Here is a 26,962-nt window from a genome sequence, read left to right as displayed (position 1 = left end):
CAAACCGGCGAGGCCATGCGCCACAACGGCGCATCGCCTCGGGCCCCGCACGCGCCTTGCCGCGTGCTTCGGTGCGAGTCCTGGCCCATCCCGTGGATTTCGTTTGGCACGGATGTTGCTCAGGATCCTCCACTGTTCCGTCGGCACCGTTGCCGCGGATTTACGGTGCCTCCGCTAATGACGGCGGGATTCGAGCGAACTGTGCGCGGGGACGCAAGCGGTTCGCCTGTTCCAACCCGATTCGCATCCGTTCCACGCGGGGGTCCTCTGCAACTGGCTGTCTGACAGCCTCCTTGCGGTCTGCACCCGTCACGAGGGCGGTTGTGTGCAGGATCCGACATGAAGATTGCAGTGATTGGCCACGGCATGGTGGGCCACAAATTCCTGGAGCAGCTCGACGAACTCGGCCTCGCGAACGCAGAGGTCACGGTGCTCTGCGAGGAGCCTCGTCCGGCCTACGACCGGGTTCACCTGTCCGAATTCTTCGCCGGCAAGACAGCCGAAGACCTCTCGCTCGTCGAGCCGGGCTTCTTCGAGCGCACCGGCATCACGTTGCGGCTTGCGGCGAGGGCCGTGGCCATCGAACGGCGCAACAAGACCGTCACCACTGTCGATGGCGAAGTGGTGCCCTACGACAAGCTCGTGCTGGCCACGGGCTCCGCGCCCTTCGTGCCGCCGGTGCCGGGCCGCGATCGGCCGAACTGCTTCGTCTACCGCACCATCGAGGACCTGGAAGCCATGAAGGCCTGCGGCGCGCGCTCCCGCACCGGCGTCGTCGTGGGCGGCGGCCTGCTGGGATTGGAGTGCGCCAAGGCCCTGCGCGACATGGGCCTGGAAACCCACGTCGTGGAGTTCGCGCCGAGGCTGATGGCGGTGCAGGTCGACGAGGGTGGCGGTCACGCGCTGCGCAGCGGCATCGAGGCGCTGGGCGTGCACGTGCACACCGGTCGCAACACGGTGGATATCACCGATGGGGCGACGGCCCGCCACCGCATGGTCTTCGCGGACGGCACCTGGCTCGAGACCGACATGATCGTGTTCTCCGCCGGCATCCGCCCGCGCGACGAACTGGCCCGCCAGTGCGTGCTGGCGGTCGGTCCGCGCGGCGGCGTGGCGGTGGACAGCCACTGCCGCACGAGCGATCGCAACGTCTATGCGATCGGTGAGTGCGCGTCGTGGAACGAGCAGATCTTCGGCCTCGTCGCGCCGGGCTACGACATGGCGCGCGTGGCCGCGAAGCACATCGCCGGGCAGGACGACGCGGCCTTCGCGGGCGCCGACATGAGCACCAAGCTCAAGCTCATGGGCGTGGACGTCGCGAGCATCGGCGACGCGCACGGCAAGACACCGAAGTCGCGTTCCTACCAGTACGTCAACGAGCACAAGCAGATCTACAAGAAGATCGTCGTCAGCGAAGACGGCAGGCAGTTGCTCGGCGCGGTGCTGGTGGGCGACGCGGCCGAATACGGGACCCTGCTGCAGATGGCGCTCAACGGCATCGCGCTGCCCGCCGAGCCGGAGTTCCTGATCCTGCCTTCGAGCGACGGCAAGGCCAGGCCCGGGCTCGGCGTGGACGCGCTGCCCGACAGTGCCCAGATCTGTTCATGCAACAGCGTGACCAAGGGACAGATATGCGAGGCGGTCGGGCAGGGCGCCTGCACCGTCGCCGGGTTGAAGGCCTGCACCAAGGCCGGTGCGACCTGCGGGGGCTGCGTTCCACTCGTGGGCCAGGTGATGAAGGCCGAGATGGCCAGGCGCGGGCTGGCGGTCAACAATCACATTTGCGAGCACTTCGCTTACTCCCGCCAGGAGCTGTACCACCTGATTCGCGTCGGCGAGATCCGCAGTTTCGGTGACCTCCTGGCCCGGCATGGCAAGGGACTGGGCTGCGACATCTGCAAGCCGGCCGCTGCCAGCATCTTCGCGTCGTGCTGGAACGAATTCGTCCTCAAGAAGGACCTGGCTGCGCTGCAGGACAGCAACGATTATTTCCTCGGCAACCTCCAGAAGGACGGCAGCTACTCGGTCGTGCCGCGCATGCCCGGCGGCGAGGTCACGCCCGAGGGGCTGATCGCGGTGGGCCAGGTGGCGAAGAAATACGGCCTCTACACCAAGATCACCGGCGGCCAGCGCGTGGACCTCTTCGGCGCCCGCGTCGAGCAACTGCCGCCTATCTGGGAGGAACTCATCGCCGCCGGTTTCGAATCGGGCCATGCGTACGGCAAGTCGCTGCGCACGGTGAAGAGCTGCGTCGGATCGACCTGGTGCCGCTACGGCGTCGACGACAGCGTGGGCCTGGCGGTCGAACTGGAGAACCGCTACAAGGGCTTGCGCGCGCCGCACAAGATCAAGTTCGGCGTCTCGGGCTGCACCCGCGAATGCGCCGAGGCCCAGGGCAAGGATGTCGGCATCATCGCCACCGACAAGGGCTGGAACCTCTACGTGTGCGGCAACGGCGGCATGAAGCCGCGCCACGCCGAGCTGATCGCCACGGACCTCGGCAAGGCCGAGCTCATCCGCCTCATCGACCGCTTCCTGATGTTCTATGTGCGCACGGCGGACCGCTTGCAGCGCACCAGCACGTGGCGCGAGAGCCTGCAGGGCGGCCTGGACTACCTGAAGGACGTGCTCATCCAGGACACCCTCGGACTGGCCGCCGAACTGGAGGCGCAGATGCAGCGCGTGGTCGACACCTACCAGTGCGAGTGGAAGACCGCGGTGAACGACCCGGCCACGCGCGAGCGCTTCCGCTCCTTCGTCAACAGCGAGAAGCCGGACGAGCACATCGTCTTCGTGAAGGAGCGCGGCCAGAACCGGCCCGCCCGGATCGAGGAACGCGAAGCCAAGGACGACGTTGCCACCGTTTGAACGCCAGAGGACATTCCACATGACCACCGAATCGCTTCACTGGACCGCCGTGTGCGCCGCCAGCGACATCCTGCCCGACACCGGTGTGTGCGCCCTCGTGGAGGGTGTGCACGTCGCGATCTTCCGGGTCGGACAGCAACAGGACCTCTATGCCATCGACAACGTCGATCCCAAGGCGAAGGCCAGCGTGCTTTCGCGCGGACTGGTCGGCAGCCTGGGGGACCGAATCGTCGTGGCCTCGCCGCTCTACAAGAACCACTTCGACCTGCGCAACGGCGAATGCCTCGAAGCACCGGAACACTCGGTGCGAGCCCATGCCGTGCGCGTCCACGAGGGGCGCGTGCTCGTTGCGCTCGCGTAGTCCCTTCGCCTCAACCACTTCGACAGTTTCAGTCTTCTCCCGCTTTTCCAAGGAACCAAGATGGCCTATCTAGCACCTGCCGAGTTCGTCACCAAGATGGTCGACGCCGGCGAATCCAAGCTCCTGATGTCCACCCGCGACACGCTCATCCGCTCGTACATGGCGGGCGCCATCCTGGCGCTCGCGGCGGCCTTCGCCGTCACGGTGAGCGTGAACACGGGCAACCCGCTGGTGGGTGCGATGCTCTTCCCGGTGGGATTCATCATGCTGTACCTGATGGGCTTCGACCTGCTGACCGGCGTCTTCACGCTGGTGCCGCTGGCGGTGCTCGACAAGCGCCCCGGCGCCACCTGGCGCGGCTGCCTGCGCAACTGGGGGCTGGTGTTCGTCGGCAACTTCGCCGGCGCGCTGACGGTGTCGGTGTTCATGGCGATCATCTTCACCTTCGGCTTCTCCGAAGGCCCCAGTCTCGTCGGCCAGAAGCTGGGCGCCATCGGCGAAGGCCGCACGGTCGGCTATGCCGCCCACGGCGCCGCCGGCATGCTCACCCTGTTCATCCGCGGCGTGATGTGCAACTGGATGGTGTCCACCGGCGTCGTCGCGGCGATGATGTCCACCACCGTGTCGGGCAAGGCCATCGGCATGTGGATGCCCGTCATGGTCTTCTTCTACATGGGCTTCGAACACTCGATCGTCAACATGTTCCTGTTCCCCACCGGCCTGATGCTCGGCGGCAAGTTCACGCTCATGGACTACTTCATCTGGAACGAACTCCCGACGGTGCTTGGCAACCTGGTGGGTGGCCTGACCTTCGTCGGCGCGACCCTGTACTCGACGCACTACAAGACGGCGCCGAAGCGCGTCGTGAGCTGATCCGTCGCGCGCGCCTCAATGCCTGAATGAGCAATGCATTGCGCGTGACGCTCGGCCAGCACTCGCTGGCCAGGCCCCATTCGGTCAACCAGGATTTCCACGGCGCCATGCTGCCGGAAGGGTCGCTGCGGATCTCCAAGGGCATCGCCGTCGCTCTCGCCGACGGCATCGGCTCCAGCCGCGTCAGCCAGGTGGCGAGCGCCGCGGCGGTGCGCGGCTTTCTGGATGACTACTACGCGACCTCCGACGCGTGGTCGGTGCGCCGTTCGGCCCAGCGGGTGCTGAATGCCACGAACTCGTGGCTGCACGCGCAAACGATGCGAAGCGATGCGCGCTTCGACAAGGACAGCGGCTATGTGTGCACCTTCAGCGCGCTGATCCTCAAAGGCCGGGACTTGCATCTGCTGCACGTCGGCGACGCCCGGATCCATCGGCTGCACCCCAACGCGCTGGAGCAGCTCACCGAAGACCATCGCGTTCACCTGTCGTCGGTGGAGTCGTACCTGGGGCGCGCACTGGGGGCGAGTGCCAACGTGGAGATCGACTACCGTTGCTGGGAAGCGGAAGTCGGCGAGGTCTACCTCTTGGCGACCGACGGCGCCTATGCGCACCTTGACGCCGTGGCGGTGCACCAGGCGCTGGCCGAGTGCGGGGACGACCTGGACAAGGCGGCCCAGTGGCTCACTGCCACGGCACGCGCGAAGGGCGGCAACGACGACAGTACCGTCCAGCTCCTTCGCATCGACGAACTCCCCGCGCCCGACGCGGCACAGCTGCTGCAGCAGCGCAAGGGCCTGGCGATCGCGCCCGCGCTCGCGCCGCGGGACAGCTTCGAGGGCTTCAGCCTCGTTCGTGAACTTCATGTGAGTTCTCGCAGCCATGTGCATCTCGCCGTGGACGAAGCGACGGGGCGGCAGGTGGTGCTGAAGCTTCCCTCGGTCGACCTGCGGGACGACGCGGACTACCTGGATCGCTTTGTTCTCGAGGAGTGGGTGGCGCGTCGCGTCGACAACATCCACGTCCTCAAGGCCAGCCCGATCGACAGGGCGCGCCAGCACCTGTATGTCGCGATGGAGTACGTCGACGGCCAGACGCTCGCGCAGTGGATGATCGATCACCCCGCACCCATGCTGGACATCGTGCGCGGCATCGTCGAGCAACTGGCCCGCGGGCTTCAGGCATTGCACGGCAAGGAGATGCTGCACCAGGATCTTCGCCCCGAGAACGTCATGATCGATCGCACGGGCACCGTCAGGATCATCGACCTGGCGTCGACCCACGTCGCGGGCCTGGCCGACAGCGCTCGCGACAAACGCGCGCTCGCCATCGAAGGCACCTTGCAGTACACCGCGCCGGAGTACTTCGTCGGTCATGGCGGCAGCACTCGCTCCGACCTCTTCTCGCTGGCCGTCATCACCTACCAGATGCTCACGAGTCAGTTGCCGTACGGCTTGCAAGCGTCGCGGGTCCGCTCGACCGCCGAGGCGAAACGGCTGCGCTACGTGCCGGTCCGGCACTTCCGGCCCGAACTGCCCGCGTGGGTCGACGCGGTGCTCCAGAAGGCGCTGCATCCGGATCCCGCGAGGCGGCAGCAGGCGGCGTCCGAGTTCGCGCACGATCTCAAGGCGCCGGGTCCGGAGTTCCTGCGGCCGCGCCAGCCGGCGTTGATCGAGCGGCACCCCGTGCTCTTCTGGCAATGCACCACGGTCCTGCTGGCCGCTGTCCTGGTTGTCCTGCTGGGGTTGCGCGTCATGCAATGAGCCGCCTTGATCAGCCACCGATCTGCGCCGGCGCATCCGCTGCGAGCGCCTTCTCCACCACGTCGCGCGGAAGCGTGGGCGCGAACGGGGGCCGCAAAGGACCCTCAGGCGCTGGTCGCGAAGCCGATGTCGAAGGTCGGTCGCACATCCAGCGGCTGCTTGATCAGCCCCACCTGGTGATAGAAGTCGGCCGTGCGCTGCTGATCGGCGATCACTTGCCCGTCGATGGGAACCCACTTCTGCTGCCGCCGCTCGAACTGCAGCTTCGCGGCCTCGGGCGGGATGCCGATGATCCGCGCCAGCGTGGCGGAGAAGGCATCGACGTTGCGATACGACCAGGCCTGCGCCTTCACCACTCGTTGCAGGAAATCCTGCAGCACAGATCGCTTCGCGGCGATCGCGGCGTCGGTGGCCGCGAGGTAGCTCAGGCCGGGCAGCAGGTCGCGCCCGCTCACCAGCACCCGCGCATGATGGCTCGTCTCGGCCAGCGCGGTGTAGGGCTCCCAGGTTGCCCACGCATCGACCGAGCCCTGCGTCAGCGCGAGCTTGGCATCGGCGGGCGCGAGGAATCGGATGTTGACGTCCTCCGGCTTCAGGCCTGCGGTGGTGATGGCTTTCAGCGTGACGTAGTGGCCGATCGATCCGCGGTTGGTCGCAATGCTCTTGCCCTTGAGATCGGCTGCGGTCTTCAGTGGCGAATCCGGGCGGACGAGTACGGCCGTGCCATAGGAATCCGAACGGTTCGCGCCTATCGCCTTCACGCGTGTTCCGGCTGCGAGCGCGAAGATCAGCGGTGCATCGCCGATCGGGCCCGAGTCGACGGCGCCGGCGTTGAGCGCCTCGGCCAACGGCGCAGCGGCTGGGAACTCCGACCATTGGATGTCATAGGACAGGCCTTCGAGCCCGCCCGCCGCTTCGAGCAGCGCACGCAGGCCGCCCTTCTGGTCGCCGGCCTTGAGCACGGGCCGCGATTGCGCATGCAGGATGGTCGTCGGAAGCGCGAGCGCTGCGGCGCTTGCGAACGAATGAGTGATGAACTGGCGGCGGGATGCGTGTGTCATGCGAAAACTCCTTGAAGCGATGAAATGCGAAGGCGGTCAGTGGATGAAGCCACCTTTGAGGAAGCGAACCGGCTCGGCATCCATGCGAGCGATGAGTGCGCCGAGACCGTCGGTGGGCAGCGGGCCGTCCTGCGCGCTTCCGGAGCCGCTGGCGTTGCGACACAGCAGGTCGTCTTCCGACCAGCCGGCGTCGCCCGGCGAACCGCGTGCGCGCAGCCAGCCGTCGCGATCCGCCAGCAGTTGTGTGCCACCCAGTGCTTCGGTGCCGGCGATCAGTGCGAATGCATCCCAGGCTGCGGGGGAATCGACGACGCAGTCCGCGGTGCTTCGCGGTTCCGCGCCGCCAGGAGGCTGGAGCTGCACGGTGACCATGCGCGGGTCTTCGAGCAACCCGGCGGTCGTCGCACCCGCCGCGACGATGCGCAGGCGCTGTCCCCGCCAGCCCGAGAGCGCGCGGGGCGCGCGTCCCTCGCACCGAACGATGACATCGGGCAAGCCGATGGGTTGGCTCCAGACGCCGGTCGCCCGCAGGCTCTGGCCGGCGCCCTGGGCCTTCATGAAATCGATCAACGCCCAGGCGTCGCCGTCGGCCAGCCCATCGAAGGCCGGCATGGTCGAAGCGCCGTGCCGGTCCTTCGTGCCGTGGAGCACGCGCCACAGCACGTCGCCATCGGCACGCCGCCACAGCAAGGGGCCGGTGAGATTCGGCGGCCACACCGGCTGCGCCGCAGCGAGTGGACCTTGTCCCCGGCCATCGTCGCCATGGCATCCGATGCAATGCTGCGCGTAAAGCGTGTGTCCTCGCACGATGGACTCGGCGCTGAAGCCTGTGGGCGAGCGATGAAAACTCGTGGGATAGGCCGGCACCAGCACCACCTCGGCGTCGGGCCACGGCGCCACGAAGAGCAGGAGCGGCACCGCCGAAGCGAAGAGCCAGCGCCTCCGCCGCCAGACCAACGCGACCAGCAACGAGAGCACCGCGAGCGCGAGCAAGATCAAGGTCCACGCCAGCCGCCGAGCCTGCCCCAGGTCGATCAGCAGGTTCTCGCCTGACAATCGCAGCGCCCACGGCCAAGCGGCCTGACCGTGGCTGGTCCCCGCCAGACCCAGCCACGTCAGCAGCTGCAACAGGCCCAGTTGCGCACTCTGAAGCAGCCCGATCAACGGATTCAGCCACTGTGCATCCATGCCTCACCCGCAGGGGCCGCCGCGCCCGGCCGCCCGAAGCGGCCGGCCCGCCCCCGGCAGGGGGTAGGCGAAGCGACACGAAGTGCGCGCAGCCTGGGGGCGAGCAACACTCACCACGTCGCGTCAAGGCCGAGGTGGCGAAGCGCTTCATGTCGAAGCTCTGCGAGCCGCGCATGACCTCGATGCCGCGGATACGGAAGGTCGACCACCAGTTCCGCGGCAATGCGCGCCGGCCGGTCGCTCAGCACGATCACGCGGTTGGCCAGGAACAGCGCCTCCTCGACGTCGTGCGTCACCAGCAGCGCCGAGAAGCCGGCGCGTTGCCACAGGCTTACCAGTTCGCTCTGCATCGTCAGGCGCGTGAGCGAATCGAGCTTGCCCAGCGGCTCGTCGAGCACCAGCAGGCGCGGGTCGTTGACCAGCGCGCGGGCGAGGGCGACGCGCTGCGCCATGCCGCCCGAAAGTTGATGCGGAAAGCTCTTCGCGAACTCGCTGAGGCCGACGAGCCTGAGCGCGTCGTCGACGCGCGAGCGCTGCGTCTTCAGCAGGCCGCGCGCCTGCAAACCCAGCGCGACGTTGTCCCAGACGCTGCGCCACGGATAGAGCGTCGGATCCTGGAATACGACGATGCGTGAAGGGTCGGGCCGCGTGATCGGTTCGCCGTCCTGCGTGATGGTCCCGGCGGTCGCGGGTTCCAGTCCGGCCACCAGCCGCAACAGCGTCGACTTGCCGCAGCCGCTCGGCCCCAGCAAGGCGACGAACTCGCCGGGCTGCACATCGAGGTCGATGCCGTCGAGGACCTGCAGCACCCCGCTCGGCAGCTTGAACCAGTGGCTGACGTTGCGGATGTCGATGTGCGCACCGGCATCCGCCGTCGGCGCGGATGTTTGCGCTGTCGTCGTGCCTACCACTTGACCGTCCCCTTCTGCCACGAGAGCGCGCGGTCCCGCACAGCGAAGAGCAGCGTGATCAGTCCGGAGCACAGCACCGCCATCACCAGTAGCGCCGCATACATGTTGGCGTAGGCCGCCCAGCCCTGGGCCCATTGGAGATACCAGCCGAGACCCGCCTTCACGCCCATCATCTCGGCGGTGACCAGCACGGAGAACGATGCGCCCAGCCCCATGAACAGGCCGACGAAGACCTGCGGCAGCGCAGCCGGCACGGCCACGCGCAGTACCAGGAACCACTCCGGCGCACCGAGCGTGCGTGCGACGTCGTAGTAGTTCTTGTTGACCGAGGCCACGCCCGACCAACTCAGCACCGCGACCGGGAAGAAGGTCGCGAGCCCCACCAGGAACACCGCCGCCGCATAGCTCGACGGCGCGAAGAAGAAGGCCAGCGGCAGCAGCGCCGAAGCCGGCACCGGCCCGAGGAATCGCAGCAGTGGATGCACCCAGTAGCCTGCGATGCGCGACCAGCCGATCCACACGCCCGTCACGAAGCCGACCAGCGCACCGAGCACGAAGCCATGCGCGAGCAGCCGCAGCGAATGCGCGGTCGAGAGTCCGAGCCGGGCCCAGTCCTCATAGGCGACGTCCAGCAGGCTCTGCGGCGGCGCGAAGAAGGGCGGAGGCAGGACGCCGAGCTTGGCGGTCAGCACCTCCCACAGCGCGAGCAACAGCGGTGCCGCGATGAGCCAATGGCCGGCGGGTCGCAGCTTGCGGCCGACGCGGCCCGCACGGGCGCCGAGCAGCGCCACCGCGAGCAGCAACGCCGCGACGACGATCGCACCGACGCCGAAGTCGTTCGTGAAGTTCCAGTCGCTGAACCCGACTTCGCGGTTCGGCCAATACACCGTCAGCACGCCGAGCGCGAGCCACGCCGTCGCCGCGGCGATGCCTGTTCGCCAGATGCCTGTGGGAGCGGCCTCGTGCAACACGGCCGGTATACCAACCGCTGCCGCGTCGCGGCGAACCTGCGCGCGCGGCGGCGCCGCCTGGGGGCGCGGCGGCGCGCCCAGGATGTTCCCGGCCGTCGTCATGCCAGCACGTCCACCGACACGTGGTTCGCGAGCCGCACCGGATCCGTGCTCTGCTTCAGCACGCCCACCGAGCGGAAGTCGCGCGCATAGAACTCCACCTCGTCGCGCAGGTTCTTGCCGACCGGGTGATGGGCGTGGGTCAGCGTTCCCAGCAGCGCCTGCAGGTCCTCGACCGGCACCTTCGGCGAATACTTCGCGAACAGCTTCGCCGATTCGTTCGGGTTCTCCGCCACGAAATCCGAGGCCTGCACGATGGAACGCACGAGCGCGGCCACCACCGGCTTCTCCGCGCGCACCAGTTCGCCGCGTGCGCCGACGATGCAGCAGACCTTGTCCTTGTATTCGCCCGAAAGGTTCGATGCCAGTTCCTGGTAGCGCCCCTTGTTGCGCTTCTCGATCAGGTAGAGCGTCGGGTCGCCGTCCGCGATAGCCTGGATCTCGCCCTTGTTGACCGCGATGTCGAGCAGGTCGGCGGGGTACTGGCGCCAAGTCACGTCCTTGTCGGCGTCGATGCCGTTCTTCTTGAGCAGGATCGAGAAGAAGTTCTTGCCAGGGCTCGCGATGTCGGACACGCCGATGGTCTTGCCCTTGAGCTTCTGCAGGTCGGTCACGCCGGCTTCCTTCACGCCCACGAGACGCACGCAGCCGCCGTGCGAGCTGCCGACGATCTTGACGTCGAAGCCCGATTCGAGCGGCTTGAGCCAGCGGTGGATCATGCCCACGGCCGCATCGGCCTTGGCCGTGGCCAGCGATTCGAGCAACTGGTCGGTCGAGCCGGTGTAGTTGATGAGTTCGACCTGCAGCCCGTTCTTCTCGAAGATGCCGCGCTCCTGCGCCACCACGACGGGCGAGAGGCAGAAGGCCGACGCGTTCCACGCGAAATTCAGCTTGCGCTGCTGCGACCAGGCCCGCGTGGCGATCAGGCCGCTGGATGCGATGACGGCGGCGGCGCCGCCGGCGCGCAGCACGCTGCGGCGCGAGAAGGATGTGTTGTTCATGATCGTGAGAGTGGGTTGCCGGTTCACTGGAGCAGTTCGGGCTCGGCCTCGACCAGCCCTTCGTAGAGGCTCTCGAAGGCGTGCAGCGCGCCCTCGGGTCCGCCGATCTGGCCGTGCGTGTGGCGCGCGACCGCCTCGTCGATGGGCTGCGGCTTGCCGGCGGCTTCGGCCAGCAGTTGCGTGTGGCAGGCGTTGTCGAGCGCGATGTACCACCATGCGGCCGCCTGCACGCTTGGGCCGGCGCTCAGGATGCCGTGGTTCTTGAGGATCGCGCCCTTGCGGTCACCGAGCGCCCTGGCGATGCGCAGACCCTCGCTCTCGTCGACCACCATGCCGGTGAAATCGTCGAAGAGCGCGTGATCTTCGTGGAACACGCAGGCGTCCTGCGTGAGCGTGTCGAGCGGGCGGCCCAGCGTCGACCAGGCCTTGCCGTAAGTCGAGTGCGTGTGCGCGGCCGCGATGATCTTCGGGTTGTATTCGTGGATCGCTGCGTGGATGGCAAAGGCCGCCTTGTTGAGCGGGCGATCGCCGATCACGGTTTCACCCTTCGAATTGACGAGCAGCAGGTCCGACACCTTGATGCGCGAAAAGTGCACGCCCAGCGGGTTGACCCAGAAATGGTCCGTCAACTCCGGGTCGCGCGCCGTGATGTGGCCGGCCAGGCCCTGCGCGAAGCCGAAGCGCGCGAAGAGGCGGAAGGCGCCGGCCAGGCGCTCCTGGCGATGGCGGCGCTCGGCCTCCACGCTGGCGCGCGGTGCAGGCGGATCGAACCAGTATTTCTGCTGCGGGCGAGGATTGAGGACGAGCCTGCCACGGGTGCGGTCCCCGCTGCGGTCGAGTTCGAGTACGGCGCTCATGCGGTCCTTTCTGGCACGTGGATGCATCGAAGGGCTCAGGCCGCCTTGCGCCGCGCGGCCAGGCGCTGCGCCACCAGGGCATGTGCGCGCGGAATCAGTTCGCGGCCGTAGTCGATGGCGTCCTCGAGCGGATCGAAGCCGCGGATCAGGAAGGTCGTCACGCCGAGGTCGTAGTAGTCGAGCAGGGCGTCGGCCACCTGCTCGGGCGTACCGACCAGCGCCGTGCTGTTCGAGCGGCCGCCGATTTCCTGCGCGACGGCGGTCCACAGGCGCTTGTCGAGGCGGGTGCCCTTTTCGGCTGCGGCGAGCAGGCGCCGGGCGCCTTCGCTCTGTTGCGGACCGCCGCGGCCGAAGCCCTGCACCACGCGCAGGCGGCGGGTCTCCGCCAGGATGCTGTCGGCGCGTTCCCAGGCTTTCTCCTCGGTCTCCGCCAGGATCGGACGGAACGACACCGAGAAGCGCACGCTGCGGCCGTGCTTCGCGGCTTCGGCGCGCACGCGGCCGGTGAGTTCGCGGGCCTGGTCGAGCGACTCGCCCCAGAGCGCGTACACGTCCGCATGCTTGCCGGCGACCGGGATCGCGGCCTCCGATGCACCGCCGAAGTAGACCGGGACATGCGGCCTGCCGTTGAGCGACTGCACCGGCTTCACTTCCGAGAACGCATCCTTGAAGCGATAGTGCGCGCCTTCGTGGTCGAAGGGCTTGTCGCTGGTCCACACCTTGCGCAGCACGTCGAGGTATTCGTCGGTGCGGGCATAGCGCTGGTCGTGGTCGAGCCAGTCGCCATCGCGCTTCTGCTCGTCGTCGGAGCCGCCGGAGATGTAGTGCACGCCGAGGCGGCCGCCGCTGAACTGGTCGAGCGAGGCGAACTGCCGCGCCGCAAGTGTCGGCGTGACGAAGCCGGGCCGGTGCGCCAGCATGAAATGGATGCGCTCGGTGACCGATGCGGCGTAGGCCACGGTCAAGGTGGCGTCGGGGCTGGTCGAGTGGTGCGGCACCAGCACGCGGTCGAAGCCGGCCTGCTCATGGGCCTGCGCGAAGGCGCGCACGTAGTCGCGGTCGATGGCGGGGCCGCGCGCGGGGTGGATCTCCGAGACCTTCTGGGTCTGGATCATGCCGATGAATTCGATGTCGCTCATGGGTGCGTCCTTGGAATGGAAGAGAGGAATGGATGAAATGGAAGCAGGGGAGTCAGGCCGGATTGCCGCGCGACAGCGCCGCGCCGAAGCTGCGGTCCCACAGTGGTGCGACATCGGCCGGGCCGTCGAGCACGCCGAGCTTCACGAAGGTGTCGGCCACCTCCTGGTGGCTGCGCACCGCTGCGTCGGTGACGGGGCCGAGGCCGTAGTCGTTGCTGCGGCCGTTGAAGAGTTCGATCAGGTCGCCGACCGGCACGCGCGTCTCGGCGGATTGCGCCTTGGCGTAGTCCAGGTAGTTGTCGTTGGCCCACGCGTACGCGCGCTGCAGGCGCAGCAGGAAGTCCGCAATGGCGGCATGGCGCAACGGGTCATCCACCGCGCGCGGATTGGCATAGACCGGGAAGTTGCCCGAGAGATAGCCCTTGCCGGTCTTGATGGTCCTGGCGCCGTACTGCGTGCGTGCGAGTTGCCCGTTGTAGCCATAGATCGCCCAGGCATCGAGATCACCGCGTGCGAAGGCCGAGAGACCATCGGCCGGGCTCAAATTGATGGGCTGGATGTCGCTGAACGAGAGGCCTGCTTCTGCAAGCTGCTTGCTCAGGTAGTAGTGCGCCGTGGTGGCACGCACATAGCCCACGCGCTTGCCCTTGAAGTCGGCGATGGTCTTGATGGGCGCATCCTTGCGCGCTAGCGTCGCCTGGTTGTTCAGGTCCTCGTGGATCACGGCGACGAAGCGCACCTTGGCCTTCTGGCGTGCCGCGAAGGTGGCCGGAATCTCGCTGCCGGAGCCGACGTCGAGCGCGTCGCCCTGGATGGCTTCGATGTGGAGCACGCCATTGTTCAGCTCGCGCCAGTCGATCCTGTAGGGCGTCCTGCCCTGGCCCGATGCCTCGATCAGCGGACGCCAGAGTCCCTTGTAGGTGCCGATGCGCAGCGTGACGCCGGAGAGGTCGGTCGCCGTCGCTGCGATGGCGGACGAGGCGATCGGACCTGCAGCGCCGAAGGCAGCGGCCACGCCGGCAGTCCGCAGCCAGCGGCGGCGCGACCAGGCGGCGGCATGGTCCGGGTGAAGAGGAAATGTCATGAAGCTCGCGCCTTCCGTGTCGCTTGAACAGAGGCGTGACCGTAATGCGCTGCGCATCGAAAGCGAACGCAGAAAAACGAGTTTGGATATGCGGCTTCCGTCGTTTTCCGCGCGCACGACGGCGGCTAAGGTCCGGCCCCATGAGTACACAAGTCCTGCGCCGCGTGCCGGCCGCGCCAGATTCGGACGACGCGCTGTTTGCGCGCCTGTCCTCCCTCTTTGCAGAGACCGCCGCCGATCTCGATCGCAGCGGCGCCTTTCCCCGCGAGAACTTCGCCGCATTGCATGCGAACGGGCTCGTCAGCCTCGTCGCACCGCGCGCGCAGGGCGGCGGCGGTGCATCGCTCGAAACCGCACGCCGCGTGCTGGCGGCGGTGGCCCATGGCGAGCCGGCAACCGCGCTGATCCTGACGATGACCTGGCTGCAGCATCTGGCCATTGGCCGCACCGACAGCCGGTGGCCGTCGCATCTGCGCGAACGCGTGCTGCGCGACGCAGTGCGCGACGGTGCATTGATCAACGCCTTGCGCGTGGAGCCTGCGCTGGGCTCGCCCGCGCGCGGCGGCCTGCCGGCCACGACCGCGCGCATCGAGGGCGACCAGTGGAAGCTCGACGGACACAAGCTCTACACGACCGGCATCGAAGGACTGAGCTGGTTGTCGGTCTGGGGCCGGACGGACGAAGCCGCGCCACGTGTCGGCGTCTTCCTCGTGCCACGCCATGCGCCCGGTGTTCGCGTGATCGCGAGTTGGGACCACCTGGGCCTTCGCGCCTCGGGCAGCCACGAGGTGCTGTTCGAGGATGTCGCGATCCCGCTCGACCACGCCGTCGACCTGCGCGCGCCGGCCGATTGGGCGCCCGATGCGGGCAGCCAGACCGACATCGACGCCCACGCCACGCAGCAAGCGTGGATGGTGGTGCTGCTGGGCACGCTCTACGACGCGGTGGCTCGCGCGGCGCGCGACTGGCTGGTCGGTTTCCTCAACCGGCGGGCCCCGAGCGGACTCGGCGCGGCGCTGGCGAGCCTGCCGCGCGTGCAGGAGACCGTTGGCGAGATCGAATCGTTGCTGCGCACCAACCGCGTCCTGCTGCAGCACGCGACCACCGAAGTCGATGCAGGCCGTGCGCCCTCGGCATCGGACAGCGGCTTGCTGAAATACACCGTCACCACGCAGGCGATTCGCGCGGTCGAACTCGCACTTCAGCTCAGCGGCAATCACGGCCTCACGCGCCAGAACCCGCTCGAACGCCACTATCGCGACGTGCTGTGCAGCCGCATCCACACGCCGCAGAACGACGCGATCCTGGTCGCTGCCGGCAAGGGCGCGCTGGCCCGATGAGTACGCGATTGCGCCAGTTCGTCATCGCCTTCGGCCGGCTGCTCGATGCGGATCCGGATGAAGCGCGCATCCTGGAAGAGGGCGGCACATTGCTTCGCAGCCTGGTGGCGCGTGATGACTGGCTGCCGGATGCATTCGCCAAACCGAATCCCGAGCGGTACCAGCAATATCTGCTCCACGTCGACGCGGCAGCGCGCTTTTCGGTCGTGAGCTTCGTCTGGGGGCCGGGGCAAGCCACGCCGGTGCACGACCACACCGTATGGGGCCTGATCGGCATGCTGCGCGGCGCCGAGATCAGCCAGGGTTACCGCGAAAGCGAAGGCCTGCCGATGGCCGAGGGCCCACCTGTGCGGCTCGCCCCGGGCGATGTCGAGGCCGTCTCGCCGCGCATCGGCGATGTGCACCGCGTGCGCAATGCCTGCGACGACCGCGTGTCGATCAGCATCCACGTCTACGGTGCCGACATCGGCAAGGTACAACGCCATACTTATCCACCTGAAGGCGGGCGCAAGCCCTTCGTCTCCGGATACTCCGAATCGCCCGCAGGCCAACTCGTTTCCATCACATGACCGCCCCTCTCACCGTTGCCGCCGTGCGCGCCCATCTCCTCGCACGCGATGAAATCGCCTTGCTCGACGTGCGCGAAGAAGATCCGTACGCGCAGGCGCATCCGCTGTGGGCTGCCAACTTGCCGCTGTCGCGCATCGAGCTCGATGCATGGCGCCGCATCCCGCGCCGAGACACGCTGGTCGTGGTCTACGGCGCGCATGAAGGTGTCGACCTCGCGCCGATCGCGGCCGCGCGGCTTTCCGAGCTTGGCTACACGCGCGTGCACGTGCTCGAAGGCGGGCTCGACGGCTGGCGCGCTGCGGGCGGCGAACTGTTCCGCGACGTCAACGTGCCGAGCAAGGCCTTCGGCGAGTTGGTGGAGCACGAGCGTCACACACCTTCGCTCTCGGCGCAGGAGGTCAAGGCCTTGATCGATGCGCGTGCCGATGTGGTGGTGCTCGACGCGCGGCGTTTCGACGAGTACCAGACCATGAGCATCCCCACCGCGACCAGCGTGCCGGGCGCGGAACTGGTGCTGCGCGTTCGGGAACTGGCGCCCGATCCGCGCACGCAGGTGATCGTCAATTGCGCCGGCCGCACGCGCAGCATCATCGGCACGCAATCGCTGGTGAATGCGGGCATTCCCAACCCGGTCGCCGCGCTGCGCAACGGAACCATCGGCTGGAAGCTGGCCGGGCAGGTGCTGGATCACGGAGCATCGCGTCGCGCACCGGCGGCGGGTGATGCGAATCGTGCCGTCGCCCAGGCGAATGCGCAGGACGTGGCACGTCGCGCGGGCGTGCGCTGGATCGGCCTTGGCGCGCTCGCGACGCTCGAAGCGCCGGGCCGCACGGTCTACCGCTTCGACGTGCGTACGCCGGAGGAGTACGAACACGGCCATCTGCCGGGCTTTGCGAGCGCACCAGGCGGACAACTGGTGCAGGAGACCGATCATCACGTACCCGTGCGGGGCGCGCGCGTCGTGCTGGCCGATGACGACGGCGTGCGCGCGTCGATGACGGCGTCGTGGCTCGCGCAGATGGGATGGGAGGCGTACGTGGTGGAGGCGCATCCCGTTGCCGCACGGAGTGCACAGGGCGCTTCGCCGGCCGATCATCCCGCGGCGCCGTCGGTGTCCGGGATCACGCCGGCCCGGTTGGCCGAGTTGCAGAGGGATTCGCCGCAGGATGCCGCGGTGATCGACGTCACGACCAGTGTCAATCACGCGAAGCGCCACGTTCCGGGCGCGTGGTTTGCGATCCGTGCCCAGCTCGCGCAGGCTCTGGACGTGATTCCCGCCGCGCGGCGCTATGTGCTCACCTGCGGAAGCAGCCTGCTCGCCCGCTTTGCCGCCCTCGATGTGCGCGCCTTGCTCGCTGCGCGCGGGCGCGACGCCGAGGTGCTGGTCCTGGAGGGCGGCAACGCCGCATGGTTCGCTGCCGGGCTGCCGGTCGAAACCGGGTGGAGTCGCCTGGCGACCCCGGCGACCGACCGCTATCGGCGCCCCTACGAAGGCACGGATGCGCCGACGGAAGCGATGCAGGCCTATCTCGACTGGGAATTCGGCCTGGTCGCGCAGCTTGCTGCTGACGGGACGCACCACTTCAAAACACTCTAGCTCGCCCCCAGGCTTGCCCACTTCGTGTGGCCGCCTACCCCCTGCCGGGGGCAACACCTGCGGACCGGCGGAGCCGGATCCGCGGTGTTCCTGGAATGGGGGCAAACCGGGGCGTTCCGAGAGGCGCTTGCGCGGGCGCACTAGACTAGCCGCCATTCAGGAGTTTCCAATGGCAGTTACGCAAGAAGCGCTCGCGGAGGCGCTCAAGTCGGTTCTCGATCCCAATACCGGCAAGGATTTCGTCAGCACGAAGGCGTTGAAGAACGTGCAGATCCAGGAAGGCGATGTGTCCTTCGACGTCGAACTGGGCTATCCCGCGAAGAGCCAGATACCCGCGATGCGCCAGGCACTGGTCGCCGCCGCCAGGACAGTGCCGGGCGTCGGCAACGTCTCGGTCAACATCGCGACCAAGGTCATCAGCCACGCCGTGCAGCGCGGCGTGCAACTGATGCCCAACGTGAAGAACATCATCGCCGTGGCATCGGGCAAGGGCGGCGTGGGCAAGAGCACGACCGCAGCCAACCTCGCGCTGGCGCTGGCGGCCGAAGGCGCCACCGTCGGGCTGCTGGACGCCGACATCTATGGCCCGAGCCAGCCCATGATGCTGGGCATCGACCGCCGCCCCGAGAGCGACGACGGCAAGACCATGAAGCCGCTGGAGAACCACGGCGTACAGGTCATGTCGATCGGCTTCCTGGTCGACCAGGACGAGGCCATGATCTGGCGCGGCCCGATGGCCACGCAGGCGCTGGAGCAGTTGCTTCGCCAGACCAACTGGAAGGACCTCGACTACCTGATCGTCGACATGCCGCCCGGCACCGGCGACATCCAGCTCACGCTCTCGCAGCGCGTGCCCATGACGGGCGCGGTGATCGTCACCACGCCGCAGGACATCGCGCTGCTCGACGCGAAGAAGGGCATCAAGATGTTCGAGAAGGTCGGCGTGCCGATCCTCGGCATCGTCGAGAACATGGCGGTGCACGTGTGCTCGAACTGCGGCCACGTCGAACACATCTTCGGCGCCGAGGGCGGCAAGAAGATGGCCGAGCAATACAACATGGACTACCTCGGCGCGCTGCCGCTGGACATCAACATCCGCCTGCAGGCCGACAGCGGCACGCCGACGGTGGTGGCCGATCCCGATGGGGAAGTGGCGGGCATCTACAAGGCGGTCGCGCGACGCGTGGCTGTGGGTATCGCCGAGAAGGCGAAGGATTTTTCCGCCAAGTTCCCAACGATCACGGTCAGCAAGAACACCTGACCCCTCGCCTCGCCGAATGAACCTGCTCGCTTCGATGCGCTATCTCGTCGCGCTCGACGAGCACCGCCATTTCGGCCGCGCCGCAGAAGCCTGCCACATCACCCAGCCGGCGCTGTCGAATGCGCTGCGCGCGCTGGAGACCGAGTACGGCGTGGTCATCGTGCGTCGCGGGCGCACTTATGTGGGCCTCACGCATGAAGGCGAACGCGTACTGGCGACGGCGCAACGCATGCTGCACGAAAGCAAGCTGCTCCAGCAGGAGTTGCGCAGCGAGGAAGGCCGCCCTTGCGGCCATGTGCGGATGGCCGCCGTGCCGACCGCCGTCCCGATGCTCGCCCGCTTCGCAGCCATGCTGCAGCAGCGGCATCCGGGCATCGTGCCCTCCGTGCTGTCGATGAGCTCGCAAGAGCTTGAAACGGGCCTCGACAGCCTGTCGCTCGATCTCGCGCTTGGCTACACCGAACGGATGCAACTGCGCGAAGTCAGGCTGGAGGCGTGGCCCCAGTGCATCGAGCACTACTTCCTGCTGCGCCGCGCGTCGCGCCCTGCGGCCGACACCTTGCAGATCGGGAAGTCCATTCCCTGGGCGGAAGCCGCCCGGCACCCGCTGTGCCTTCTCGCGCCGGACATGCACAACCGCTTCATCATCGACCAGGCCTTCGACAGAGCGGGCATCACGGTGACGCCGGCCATCGAGACCAACTCGGTGCTGGCGCTCGTGCTGAGTGTCGAGGCCGGCGAGGTCTGGAGCGTGCTGCCGGGCGCCATGGTCGCGGCGGTGCGCAGCCATCGCGACCTGGAAGCGCTGCCGCTCGTCTCGCCGGACGTGCGGACGCCGATCGGCTTCATGACACAGCAGGGCGTGCGGCCTTCGCGTGCTCTCGCGGCCGCGCTCGACCTGTTGCAGACGCCGCAATGGCGCGCGCAGGTCGAACAACACAGCGGCGCCCTCGGAGGCTGAGCCGCCGCGATCGCGGAGCCCGTCCCGTTTCTGGATTCCGGAACTGTTAACCATGTGAAACCCGCTTGACCTGTTGTAACAACTCCGTCGAAACTCCGCGGGGCCTCCAGAGAGGGGCCCGGCGAATTCAACAACTGGTACAGGAGTAATGGCAATGGCAGGTTCAAGTGCTGGCGTCCTCGATGGGGGCGGCACCATCGAAGGGCTGGGTTCGCAACCCGGCTTTCTAGACAAGGAACGAATCATCGCGGGGCCGGGCTTCAACCGCTGGCTCGTGCCGCCCGCGGCGCTCGCGATCCACCTTTGCATCGGGATGGCCTACGGTTTCTCGGTGTTCTGGCTGCCGCTTTCGAAGGCGCTCGCCACGGCAGGCACGGGCGCCCAGGCCTGCGCGAAGGACATGAGCTTCTTCGCCGAGCTGTTCGCCAGCGGCTGCGACTGGCGCATCGCCACGCTGGGCTGGATGTACACGCTCTTCTTCGTCTTCCTCGGCTGCTCGGCCGCGCTCTGGGGCGGCTGGCTCGAACGCGCCGGTCCGCGCAAGGCCGGTGTCGTGTCGGCGCTGTGCTGGTGCGGCGGCATGATCCTGTCGGCACTGGGCATCCACCTGCACCAGTTCTGGCTGATGATTCTCGGCTCGGGCGTGATCGGGGGCATCGGGCTGGGCCTGGGCTACATCTCGCCGGTCAGCACGCTCATCAAATGGTTCCCCGACCGTCGCGGCATGGCGACCGGCATGGCGATCATGGGCTTCGGCGGCGGCGCGATGATCGGTTCGCCGCTCGCAGTCGACCTGATGAAGACCTTCTCCAGCCCGACCGACGTGGGCGTGATGCAGACCTTCGTCGTGATGGCGATCGTCTACTTCGTCTTCATGATGGGCGGTGCCCTCGGCTACCGCGTGCCGCCCACCGGCTGGAAGCCCGAGGGCTGGACGCCACCACCCGCCCAGACCAGCAATGCCATGATCACGCAGCGCCACGTGCACGTGAAGAAGGTGTGGGGCATTCCGCAGTTCTGGCTTGTGTGGCTGGTGCTCACGATGAACGTCAGCGCAGGCATCGGCGTGATCGGCATGGCCAGCCCGATGCTGCAGGAAGTGTTCGGCGGCAACCTCATCGGCGTCGCCAAGAAGTTCGGCGAACTCGACAAGACCCAGCTTGCCTCGATCGCCGCGGTGGCCGGCGGCTTCGCGGCGCTGCTGTCGCTCTTCAACATCGGCGGGCGCTTCTTCTGGGCGAGCCTGTCCGACAGGCTCGGCCGCAAGCTGACCTATACCGTGTTCTTCGTGCTCGGCGGGCTGCTGTACTGGAGCATCCCGTCGTCGGCGGGCGCCGGCAGCAAGCTGCTCTTCGTCGGCGCCTTCTGCATCATCCTGTCGATGTACGGCGGCGGCTTCGCGACCGTGCCGGCCTACCTGGCCGACCTGTTCGGCACGCAGATGGTGGGCGCAATCCACGGCCGCCTGCTGACGGCCTGGGCCACGGCCGGCATCCTCGGGCCGGTGGTGGTGAACTACATGCGCGAGTACCAGCTGGGGCTCGGCATTCCGCGCGAGCAGGTCTACAACCAGACCATGTACATCCTGGTTGGCATGCTGGTGATCGGGCTGATCGCCAACCTGTTGGTGCGGCCGGTGGCGGACAAGCACTTCATGAGCGACGAGGAACTCGCGCACGAGAAGAAGCTCGCCCATGAGAAGGCCGTCGCGGCAGAAGTGGGTTCGGCGTCCATGGACGGCGGCGGCACGGTGAGCCCGCTGGTGGTCGGGCTGGCCTGGGGGGCCGTCGGCATCCCGCTCGCATGGGGCGTCTACAAGACATTGGTGGCTGCGGCGAAGTTCTTCAACTGACGGTCTGAGTCAACGAGGCTGCGGAACCGGTGCGACGGGGGACAATGCGCCCCAGACATGGACAGCCTCGACCTGATCAAAACCTTTCGTGAAGTCGCCTCGCACGGGAGCTTCTCGCGCGCGGCCACCAAGCTCGACGTGTCGAAGGCCACGGTGAGCAAGTACATCTCCGAGCTGGAGTCGCGCCTGGGCGTACGCCTGCTGAACCGTTCCACGCGCGCGGTGAGCCTCACCGACGCCGGATCGCTGCTGCTCGAACGCAGCAAGCCGATGATGGAAATGTTCGAGCTCACCCAGGCCGAGGTGCAGGAGCACGCGAACCATCCGACGGGTCGCTTGCGCATCTCGGCGCCGCTCGGGGCCGGGCAGGGCGATGTGCCGAAGCTGATCGGGCAGTTCATGGGGCACTACCCCGATGTCAGCATCAGTCTGCACCTGACAAGCCGGCCGCTCGACGACATGGCGGAGGATGCCATCGACCTGGCCCTCCACTTCGGGCCGATCGAGGACGAGAACCTCATCGTCCGCAAGCTGGCACGCCGGAGCCTGGTGGTGTGCGCTTCGCCGGTGTACTGGAAGAAGCACGGCAAGCCGCAGCATCCGAGCGAGCTGGCCCATCACGACGCGCTCACGCAGTCGCGCCTGGGACTGCATCCCCAATGGCGCTTCGAGGTCGACGGCAAGCCCTTCGACGTGACCGTGCGAACGCGAATGGACGCCACCGAGTCGGCGCCCCTCATCCAGGTCGCGATGCAGGGCTTCGGCGTGATCTACATGCCCGAGATGCTGGTGCAGCCGCACATCGACCATGGCGAGCTGGTGCCCGTGCTGCAGGAGTTCGCGCGCAGCGACATGTGGCTGTCGGCCGCGTACCTCCAGCGGCGCCACAACAGCGCGGCATTGCGGGCGCTGCTCGACTTCCTGGAGACGCGTTTCGGCACGCGGGGCAAGGCCGGAAGCTGAGCCCTGTCCGAAGGGCCATTTACGCGCCCTGAATGGCCCCCTATATTGCTGGCAGGGAATCGGCGTCCCGAGGCCCTCGTGGCACAAGGAGAAATCATGGCGATCGAAAGCATGTTCGGACACCTCCGCGGCAACTGGGGGTGGATGGCGTTGCGCGGTGTCGCCGCCATCCTCTTCGGCGTGCTGGCCTTTGCGTGGCCGGGCGCGACCCTGGTGACGCTTGCCCTCTTCTGGGGCGCGTACGCGCTGGCGGACGGGGTGTTCTCGATCATCGCGGGCTTGCGGATCCGCGACGGCATCAAGCCGGTCTGGCCGCTGGTGCTGACCGGCTTCATCGGCATCGTCGCGGGCCTTGCGGCCCTGGTCTGGCCAGGCATGACGGCCTTCGTGCTGCTGATGTTCATTGCCGCCTGGGCCATCTTCATCGGTGTGCTGCAGGTCGCGGCCGCGATCCGCATCCGCAAGGAGATCGACAACGAGTGGATGCTGATCCTTTCCGGCGCGGTCTCGATCCTGTTCGGGGCGCTGATGATCCTGAGTCCCGGGCGCGGCGCGGTCGCGCTGGTGTGGGTGATCGCGAGCTATTCGATCGTCTTCGGCTTGCTGCTCGTCGTGCTGGCCTTCGAGATGAAGGGCCTGAAGCCGGAGGACCAGCCCGGCATCCCCAGCCGCTTCGGCACCTGAGGGGGCACTCCTTCAGCCTCGCGGGCCACCCTGCGGCGATGCGCGGGCGCGTCACGCACTGAGCAAGGCACTTCCATTTCGATTTCGAATCGGGGCATGTCCCGATTCAATTGGACGCTGCGGCGAGTGCCGAGAACACTCGCCGCATGCAAGAACAGAAGATTGCCCTGTACAAGGGCCCGGCCGGAGGATGGGGTGCGCTGCGCAGCGTGACGAACGCGCTCCTGAAGCAGGACATTCCCCTGAAGGGGGCGAGAACCATGCTGTCGGCCAACCAGCCCGACGGCTTCGACTGCCCCGGCTGCGCCTGGCCTGACCGCAACCACGCATCGACCTTCGAGTTTTGCGAGAACGGCGTGAAGGCGGTCGCGGCGGAGGCCACGGCGCGCCGCGCGGGCCCGGAACTGTTCGCCGCGCACACCGTGGCGGAACTGGCCGAGAAGAGCGATTTCTGGCTCGAGGACCAGGGCCGTCTCACGCATCCGATGGTCTACGACAGCGCCAGCGACAGGTACCGGCCAATCGCCTGGGACGACGCCTTTGCCCTGATCGCGCACCACCTCAACGGACTGCCGGATCCGAACCAGGCGATGTTCTACACCTCGGGCCGGGCCAGCAACGAGGCTGCCTTTCTCTACCAGCTCTTCGTGCGCGAGTACGGCACCAACAACTTCCCCGACTGCTCGAACATGTGCCACGAGCCCAGCGGCAGCGGCATGCGGCCGCAGGTCGGCGTGGGCAAGGGCACGGTCACGCTGGACGATTTCGAGAAGGCCGACGCGATCTTCATCTTCGGCCAGAACCCCGGCACCAACCATCCGCGCATGCTCGGCGAGCTGCGCGCCGCACACCGGCGCGGGGCGAAGATCGTCAGCTTCAACCCGCTGCGCGAGCGCGGTCTGGAGCGCTTCGCCGATCCGCAGGACAAGCTGGAGATGGCGACGGGCGGCTCCACGCCCATCAGCACGCACTACTTCCAATTGCGCGTGGGCGGCGACTTCGCGGTGGTCAAGGGGATGATGAAGCATCTCGTCGAGCGCGAGGACGCGGGCGAGGCGGTGCTGGACCATGGGTTCATTGCCGAGCACACAGTCGGCTTCGACGCGCTGCTGGCCGACTTGCGTGCCGAGTCGTGGCCGTTGCTGGAGCGCGAGTCGGGCTTGAGCGAAGCGCAGATCCGTGCCGCGGCCGATGTCTATCGCAAGGCCGGGAGCGCGATCGTCTGCTGGGGCATGGGCATCACGCAGCACACCGATGCCGTGGCCACGATCCAGATGCTGCTCAACCTGCTGCTGATGCGCGGCAACATCGGGCGTCCCGGCGCAGGCGCCTGTCCGGTGCGCGGTCACAGCAACGTGCAGGGCGATCGCACCATGGGCATCTGGGAGAAGCCGCCCGTCGCGCTGCTCGATCGACTGCGCGACGTCTTCGGCTTCGAGCCGCCGCGCGAGAACGGCTGGGACACGGTCGAATCCATCCGCGCCATGCTGGACGGCCGGGGAAAGGTCTTCTTCGCACTCGGCGGCAATTTCGCGGCCGCCACCCCCGACACCCACGAGACATGGAAGGCGCTGCGCCGGTGCGACCTGACGGTGCACGTCACCACCAAGCTCAACCGAAGCCATGTGGTGCATGGCCGCGAGGCGCTGATCCTGCCGTGCCTCGGCCGCACCGAGATCGACAGGCAGGCCGGCGGCGTGCAGGGCGTGACTGTCGAGGATTCGATGAGCATGGTCCACATCTCGGTCGGCATGAATCCGCCGGCTTCCGAGCACCTGCTGTCGGAGCCGGCGATCGTCGCGCGGCTCGCAGCCGCCACCATCGGGCAACGCAGCCGCACGCCGTGGCGCTGGCTGATCGAGGACTACGGCCGTATCCGCGACCGGATCGAAGCTGTTTTCGACGACTTCAAGGACTTCAATCGGCGCGTGGCGGAACCGGGCGGGTTTCGCTTGCGCAACGCGGCAAGTGACCGCGTCTGGGAAACGACGTCGGGCAAGGCGAGCTTCTACACCCATGCGGTGCCGCAGGACACGCCCTCCCACCGCGCCCGTGCGCTGGTGCGCGACACCGTCGTGTTCACCCTGCTCAGCACGCGCTCGCACGACCAGTACAACACCACCATCTACGGCATGGACGACCGCTACCGGGGCGTGTTCGGCCAGCGGCGCGTGGTCTTCATCCACGAGGAAGACATCCGCGCGCTGGGCCTGAAGGACGGCGACTGGGTAGACATCAAGACGGTGTGGCATGACGGCCAGGAGCGGAGGGCCGACAAGTTCAGGGTGGTGGCCTACAACATCCCGCGCGGCAACCTCGCGGCCTACTACCCGGAAACCAATCCGCTGGTGCCGCTGGATTCCGTCGCACTCAACGCGGGCACGCCGGCATCCAAGGCGATCCCGGTCGTGCTCGTACCGCACGTGCCAAATCCTTCGTCCCCAGGATGAACAGGAATGGATTAACCCTTCTGTTTCAGTCTTGTGAAATGAGACCCCCGTCCTAAGCTCGACGCCACTCCAGCAATCGAGAGGATTTGGGTATGGCAAGACTGATCATCCTGGCCCGGCATGCCAGTGTCCGGCAGGTCAACATCGCGGCAACGCTCACCACCATCGGGCGTTCCATCGGCAACAGGGTGTGCATCGACAGCGAACGTGTGAGCCGGCATCACGCCGCCATCCAGTGGACCGGCGAGGGCTTCATGCTCACCGACATGGGCAGCCGCAACGGCACTTACGTCAACAATGAAAAGGTGCGGTCGCGCGCCCTGAAGAACGGCGATGCGATCGTCGTCGGGGATTGCCAGCTGCGATTTCTCTTCAGCAGCAGGACGCTGCCGCCGGTCGAGGCGCTGCGACTGCTGACGGCGCCCGACGCCTTGCTGCACCTCGAAGAGACGGAAGCGCAGAGCGGCCGCGGCAAGCTCCCCAGCGGCCGGATCGGACTCGACACCCGCACCTTCGTGCGCTGAGCGCTCAGGCGAACTAGGCTGCGACGGCCTGGCGTTGCACCGCCGGAGCGGCGGCAGTGGGCGTCGCAGCACGCGGCCGACGCTCGTCGATCAGGCGCGCGGCCAGTTGCGCGGCCATTTCGAGCTTCTTGAGATCACGGGCCTCGATCGCCGGGTCCGGGTTGAAGCAGAAGGAATAGAAGGTGCCGTAGATCGCGCCGCTGGCGAGCACCACCGGCGCGCTGAGGTAGCAGCCTGCCGGAACGCGCGCACTCAGCACCTGCTTGCAGAAAGCCAGTTCCAGGGGTTCGGCCTGTTCATCGATGAACTGGGCGCGGTGGGACAGTTCCACACGGCGCGACACGCGTTGGCCGTCGTTGACTTCACAGGCGAATGCCGCCTCCGTGGCGTGCTGGTCGCGCAACAGCTTCAGGACCTGGTAGACGGCGGGATCCAGCAACGGGTCGCATGCATCGGGCGTGGCGATGAGCAGATCGGAAACCTTCACCTCGAGGGCGGAGAGTCCGTAATCGTGTTCGTAGTAGCTCATGCGAGTGCTTTCCGTTGGTATGGCTTGATTGAAACCCAGAACCACGAGATTTCTCTGA

The 26,962-nt window shown here is 67.4% G+C and carries 23 protein-coding genes; 14 read left to right on the top strand and 9 right to left on the bottom strand.

Annotated features, from left to right (window positions below; genetic code table 11):
• The first annotated feature begins 339 nt into the window (after positions 1–339).
• Genes nirB through AC1D3B_RS08255 form a run of 4 tightly spaced genes read left to right on the top strand, consistent with a single transcriptional unit; the run spans position 340 to position 5,862 of the window.
• Complete coding sequence (gene nirB / locus AC1D3B_RS08270; protein WP_478190177.1) at positions 340–2,868, top strand: nitrite reductase large subunit NirB; 2,529 nt, start codon at positions 340–342, stop codon at positions 2,866–2,868.
• Positions 2,869–2,887: 19 nt separating this feature from the next.
• On the top strand, positions 2,888–3,229 hold the full coding sequence (gene nirD, locus AC1D3B_RS08265) for a nitrite reductase small subunit NirD (protein ID WP_478190176.1): 342 nt from the start codon (positions 2,888–2,890) through the stop codon (positions 3,227–3,229).
• 60 nt (positions 3,230–3,289) lie between these two features.
• A complete protein-coding gene (locus tag AC1D3B_RS08260; RefSeq protein WP_478190175.1) occupies positions 3,290–4,102 on the top strand; it encodes a formate/nitrite transporter family protein in 813 nt (270 codons plus the stop codon).
• A 26-nt stretch (positions 4,103–4,128) separates the two neighbouring features.
• A complete protein-coding gene (locus tag AC1D3B_RS08255) occupies positions 4,129–5,862 on the top strand; it encodes a bifunctional protein-serine/threonine kinase/phosphatase (RefSeq protein WP_478190174.1) in 1,734 nt (577 codons plus the stop codon).
• Positions 5,863–5,966: 104 nt separating this feature from the next.
• Here the strand turns inward: AC1D3B_RS08255 and AC1D3B_RS08250 are convergent, their stop codons facing one another.
• The 8 genes from AC1D3B_RS08250 to AC1D3B_RS08215 all read right to left on the bottom strand — a co-directional run bounded on the left by AC1D3B_RS08250 (position 5,967) and on the right by AC1D3B_RS08215 (position 14,173).
• The gene (locus AC1D3B_RS08250) at positions 5,967–6,923 is read right to left on the bottom strand and encodes an ABC transporter substrate-binding protein (RefSeq protein WP_478190173.1); all 957 of its coding nucleotides are present in this window, start codon (positions 6,921–6,923) and stop codon (positions 5,967–5,969) included.
• 36 nt (positions 6,924–6,959) lie between these two features.
• Positions 6,960–8,111, bottom strand: coding sequence for a c-type cytochrome (locus tag AC1D3B_RS08245; protein ID WP_478190172.1), 1,152 nt, complete (start codon positions 8,109–8,111; stop codon positions 6,960–6,962).
• A gap of 110 nt (positions 8,112–8,221) precedes the next feature.
• Complete coding sequence (locus AC1D3B_RS08240) at positions 8,222–9,022, bottom strand: ABC transporter ATP-binding protein (protein WP_478190171.1); 801 nt, start codon at positions 9,020–9,022, stop codon at positions 8,222–8,224.
• Positions 9,016–10,095, bottom strand: coding sequence for an ABC transporter permease (locus tag AC1D3B_RS08235; RefSeq protein WP_478190170.1), 1,080 nt, complete (start codon positions 10,093–10,095; stop codon positions 9,016–9,018). Before AC1D3B_RS08235 ends, AC1D3B_RS08240 begins: the two co-directional genes overlap by 7 nt.
• Complete coding sequence (locus AC1D3B_RS08230; protein WP_478190169.1) at positions 10,092–11,093, bottom strand: ABC transporter substrate-binding protein; 1,002 nt, start codon at positions 11,091–11,093, stop codon at positions 10,092–10,094. Before AC1D3B_RS08230 ends, AC1D3B_RS08235 begins: the two co-directional genes overlap by 4 nt.
• 23 nt (positions 11,094–11,116) lie before the next feature.
• The gene (locus AC1D3B_RS08225; RefSeq protein ID WP_478190168.1) at positions 11,117–11,950 is read right to left on the bottom strand and encodes a class II aldolase/adducin family protein; all 834 of its coding nucleotides are present in this window, start codon (positions 11,948–11,950) and stop codon (positions 11,117–11,119) included.
• Between the two features lie 35 nt (positions 11,951–11,985).
• Positions 11,986–13,089: an LLM class flavin-dependent oxidoreductase gene (locus AC1D3B_RS08220; protein ID WP_478190167.1), complete on the bottom strand. Its 1,104-nt coding sequence runs from the start codon at positions 13,087–13,089 to the stop codon at positions 11,986–11,988.
• Positions 13,090–13,141: 52 nt separating this feature from the next.
• The gene (locus AC1D3B_RS08215) at positions 13,142–14,173 is read right to left on the bottom strand and encodes an ABC transporter substrate-binding protein (RefSeq protein ID WP_478190166.1); all 1,032 of its coding nucleotides are present in this window, start codon (positions 14,171–14,173) and stop codon (positions 13,142–13,144) included.
• Positions 14,174–14,313: 140 nt separating this feature from the next.
• Here AC1D3B_RS08215 and AC1D3B_RS08210 point away from each other — a divergent pair, with 140 nt between their 5' ends.
• The 10 genes from AC1D3B_RS08210 (at position 14,314) to AC1D3B_RS08165 (ending at position 26,375) form a co-directional block, all read left to right on the top strand.
• On the top strand, positions 14,314–15,513 hold the full coding sequence (locus AC1D3B_RS08210; RefSeq protein ID WP_478190165.1) for an acyl-CoA dehydrogenase family protein: 1,200 nt from the start codon (positions 14,314–14,316) through the stop codon (positions 15,511–15,513).
• A complete protein-coding gene (locus AC1D3B_RS08205; RefSeq protein ID WP_478190164.1) occupies positions 15,510–16,082 on the top strand; it encodes a cysteine dioxygenase family protein in 573 nt (190 codons plus the stop codon). The genes AC1D3B_RS08210 and AC1D3B_RS08205 overlap by 4 nt, the downstream gene beginning before the upstream one ends.
• Positions 16,079–17,680 (top strand): rhodanese-related sulfurtransferase, encoded by a 1,602-nt coding sequence (locus tag AC1D3B_RS08200; protein ID WP_478190163.1) that lies wholly within the window; start codon positions 16,079–16,081, stop codon positions 17,678–17,680. Before AC1D3B_RS08205 ends, AC1D3B_RS08200 begins: the two co-directional genes overlap by 4 nt.
• Before the next feature lie 169 nt (positions 17,681–17,849).
• Positions 17,850–18,941, top strand: a complete 1,092-nt coding sequence (apbC, locus tag AC1D3B_RS08195; RefSeq protein ID WP_478190162.1) for an iron-sulfur cluster carrier protein ApbC — start codon at positions 17,850–17,852, stop codon at positions 18,939–18,941.
• A 16-nt stretch (positions 18,942–18,957) separates the two neighbouring features.
• A complete protein-coding gene (locus tag AC1D3B_RS08190; RefSeq protein WP_478190161.1) occupies positions 18,958–19,902 on the top strand; it encodes a LysR substrate-binding domain-containing protein in 945 nt (314 codons plus the stop codon).
• Between the two features lie 154 nt (positions 19,903–20,056).
• Positions 20,057–21,754, top strand: a complete 1,698-nt coding sequence (locus tag AC1D3B_RS08185) for an OFA family MFS transporter (RefSeq protein WP_478190160.1) — start codon at positions 20,057–20,059, stop codon at positions 21,752–21,754.
• A 57-nt stretch (positions 21,755–21,811) separates the two neighbouring features.
• The gene (locus tag AC1D3B_RS08180; protein ID WP_478190159.1) at positions 21,812–22,717 is read left to right on the top strand and encodes a LysR family transcriptional regulator; all 906 of its coding nucleotides are present in this window, start codon (positions 21,812–21,814) and stop codon (positions 22,715–22,717) included.
• Positions 22,718–22,813: 96 nt separating this feature from the next.
• Positions 22,814–23,401 carry an HdeD family acid-resistance protein gene (locus tag AC1D3B_RS08175; protein ID WP_478190158.1) on the top strand — a complete coding sequence of 196 codons (588 nt, stop codon included), beginning with the start codon at positions 22,814–22,816 and terminating at the stop codon, positions 23,399–23,401.
• 146 nt (positions 23,402–23,547) lie between these two features.
• Complete coding sequence (locus tag AC1D3B_RS08170; RefSeq protein WP_478190157.1) at positions 23,548–25,851, top strand: FdhF/YdeP family oxidoreductase; 2,304 nt, start codon at positions 23,548–23,550, stop codon at positions 25,849–25,851.
• A 92-nt stretch (positions 25,852–25,943) separates the two neighbouring features.
• The gene (locus AC1D3B_RS08165) at positions 25,944–26,375 is read left to right on the top strand and encodes an FHA domain-containing protein (protein WP_478190156.1); all 432 of its coding nucleotides are present in this window, start codon (positions 25,944–25,946) and stop codon (positions 26,373–26,375) included.
• 13 nt (positions 26,376–26,388) lie between these two features.
• On the opposite strand, the gene AC1D3B_RS08160 is transcribed toward AC1D3B_RS08165, so the two are convergent.
• A complete protein-coding gene (locus tag AC1D3B_RS08160) occupies positions 26,389–26,904 on the bottom strand; it encodes a hypothetical protein (RefSeq protein ID WP_478190155.1) in 516 nt (171 codons plus the stop codon).
• Between the last annotated feature and the right edge of the window lie 58 nt (positions 26,905–26,962).

It is taken from the genome of Variovorax sp. P5_A3 (assembly GCF_056400665.1).
The sequence above is the reverse complement of the archived record's forward strand: the minus strand, read 5'-3'. Positions and strand labels throughout refer to the sequence as shown.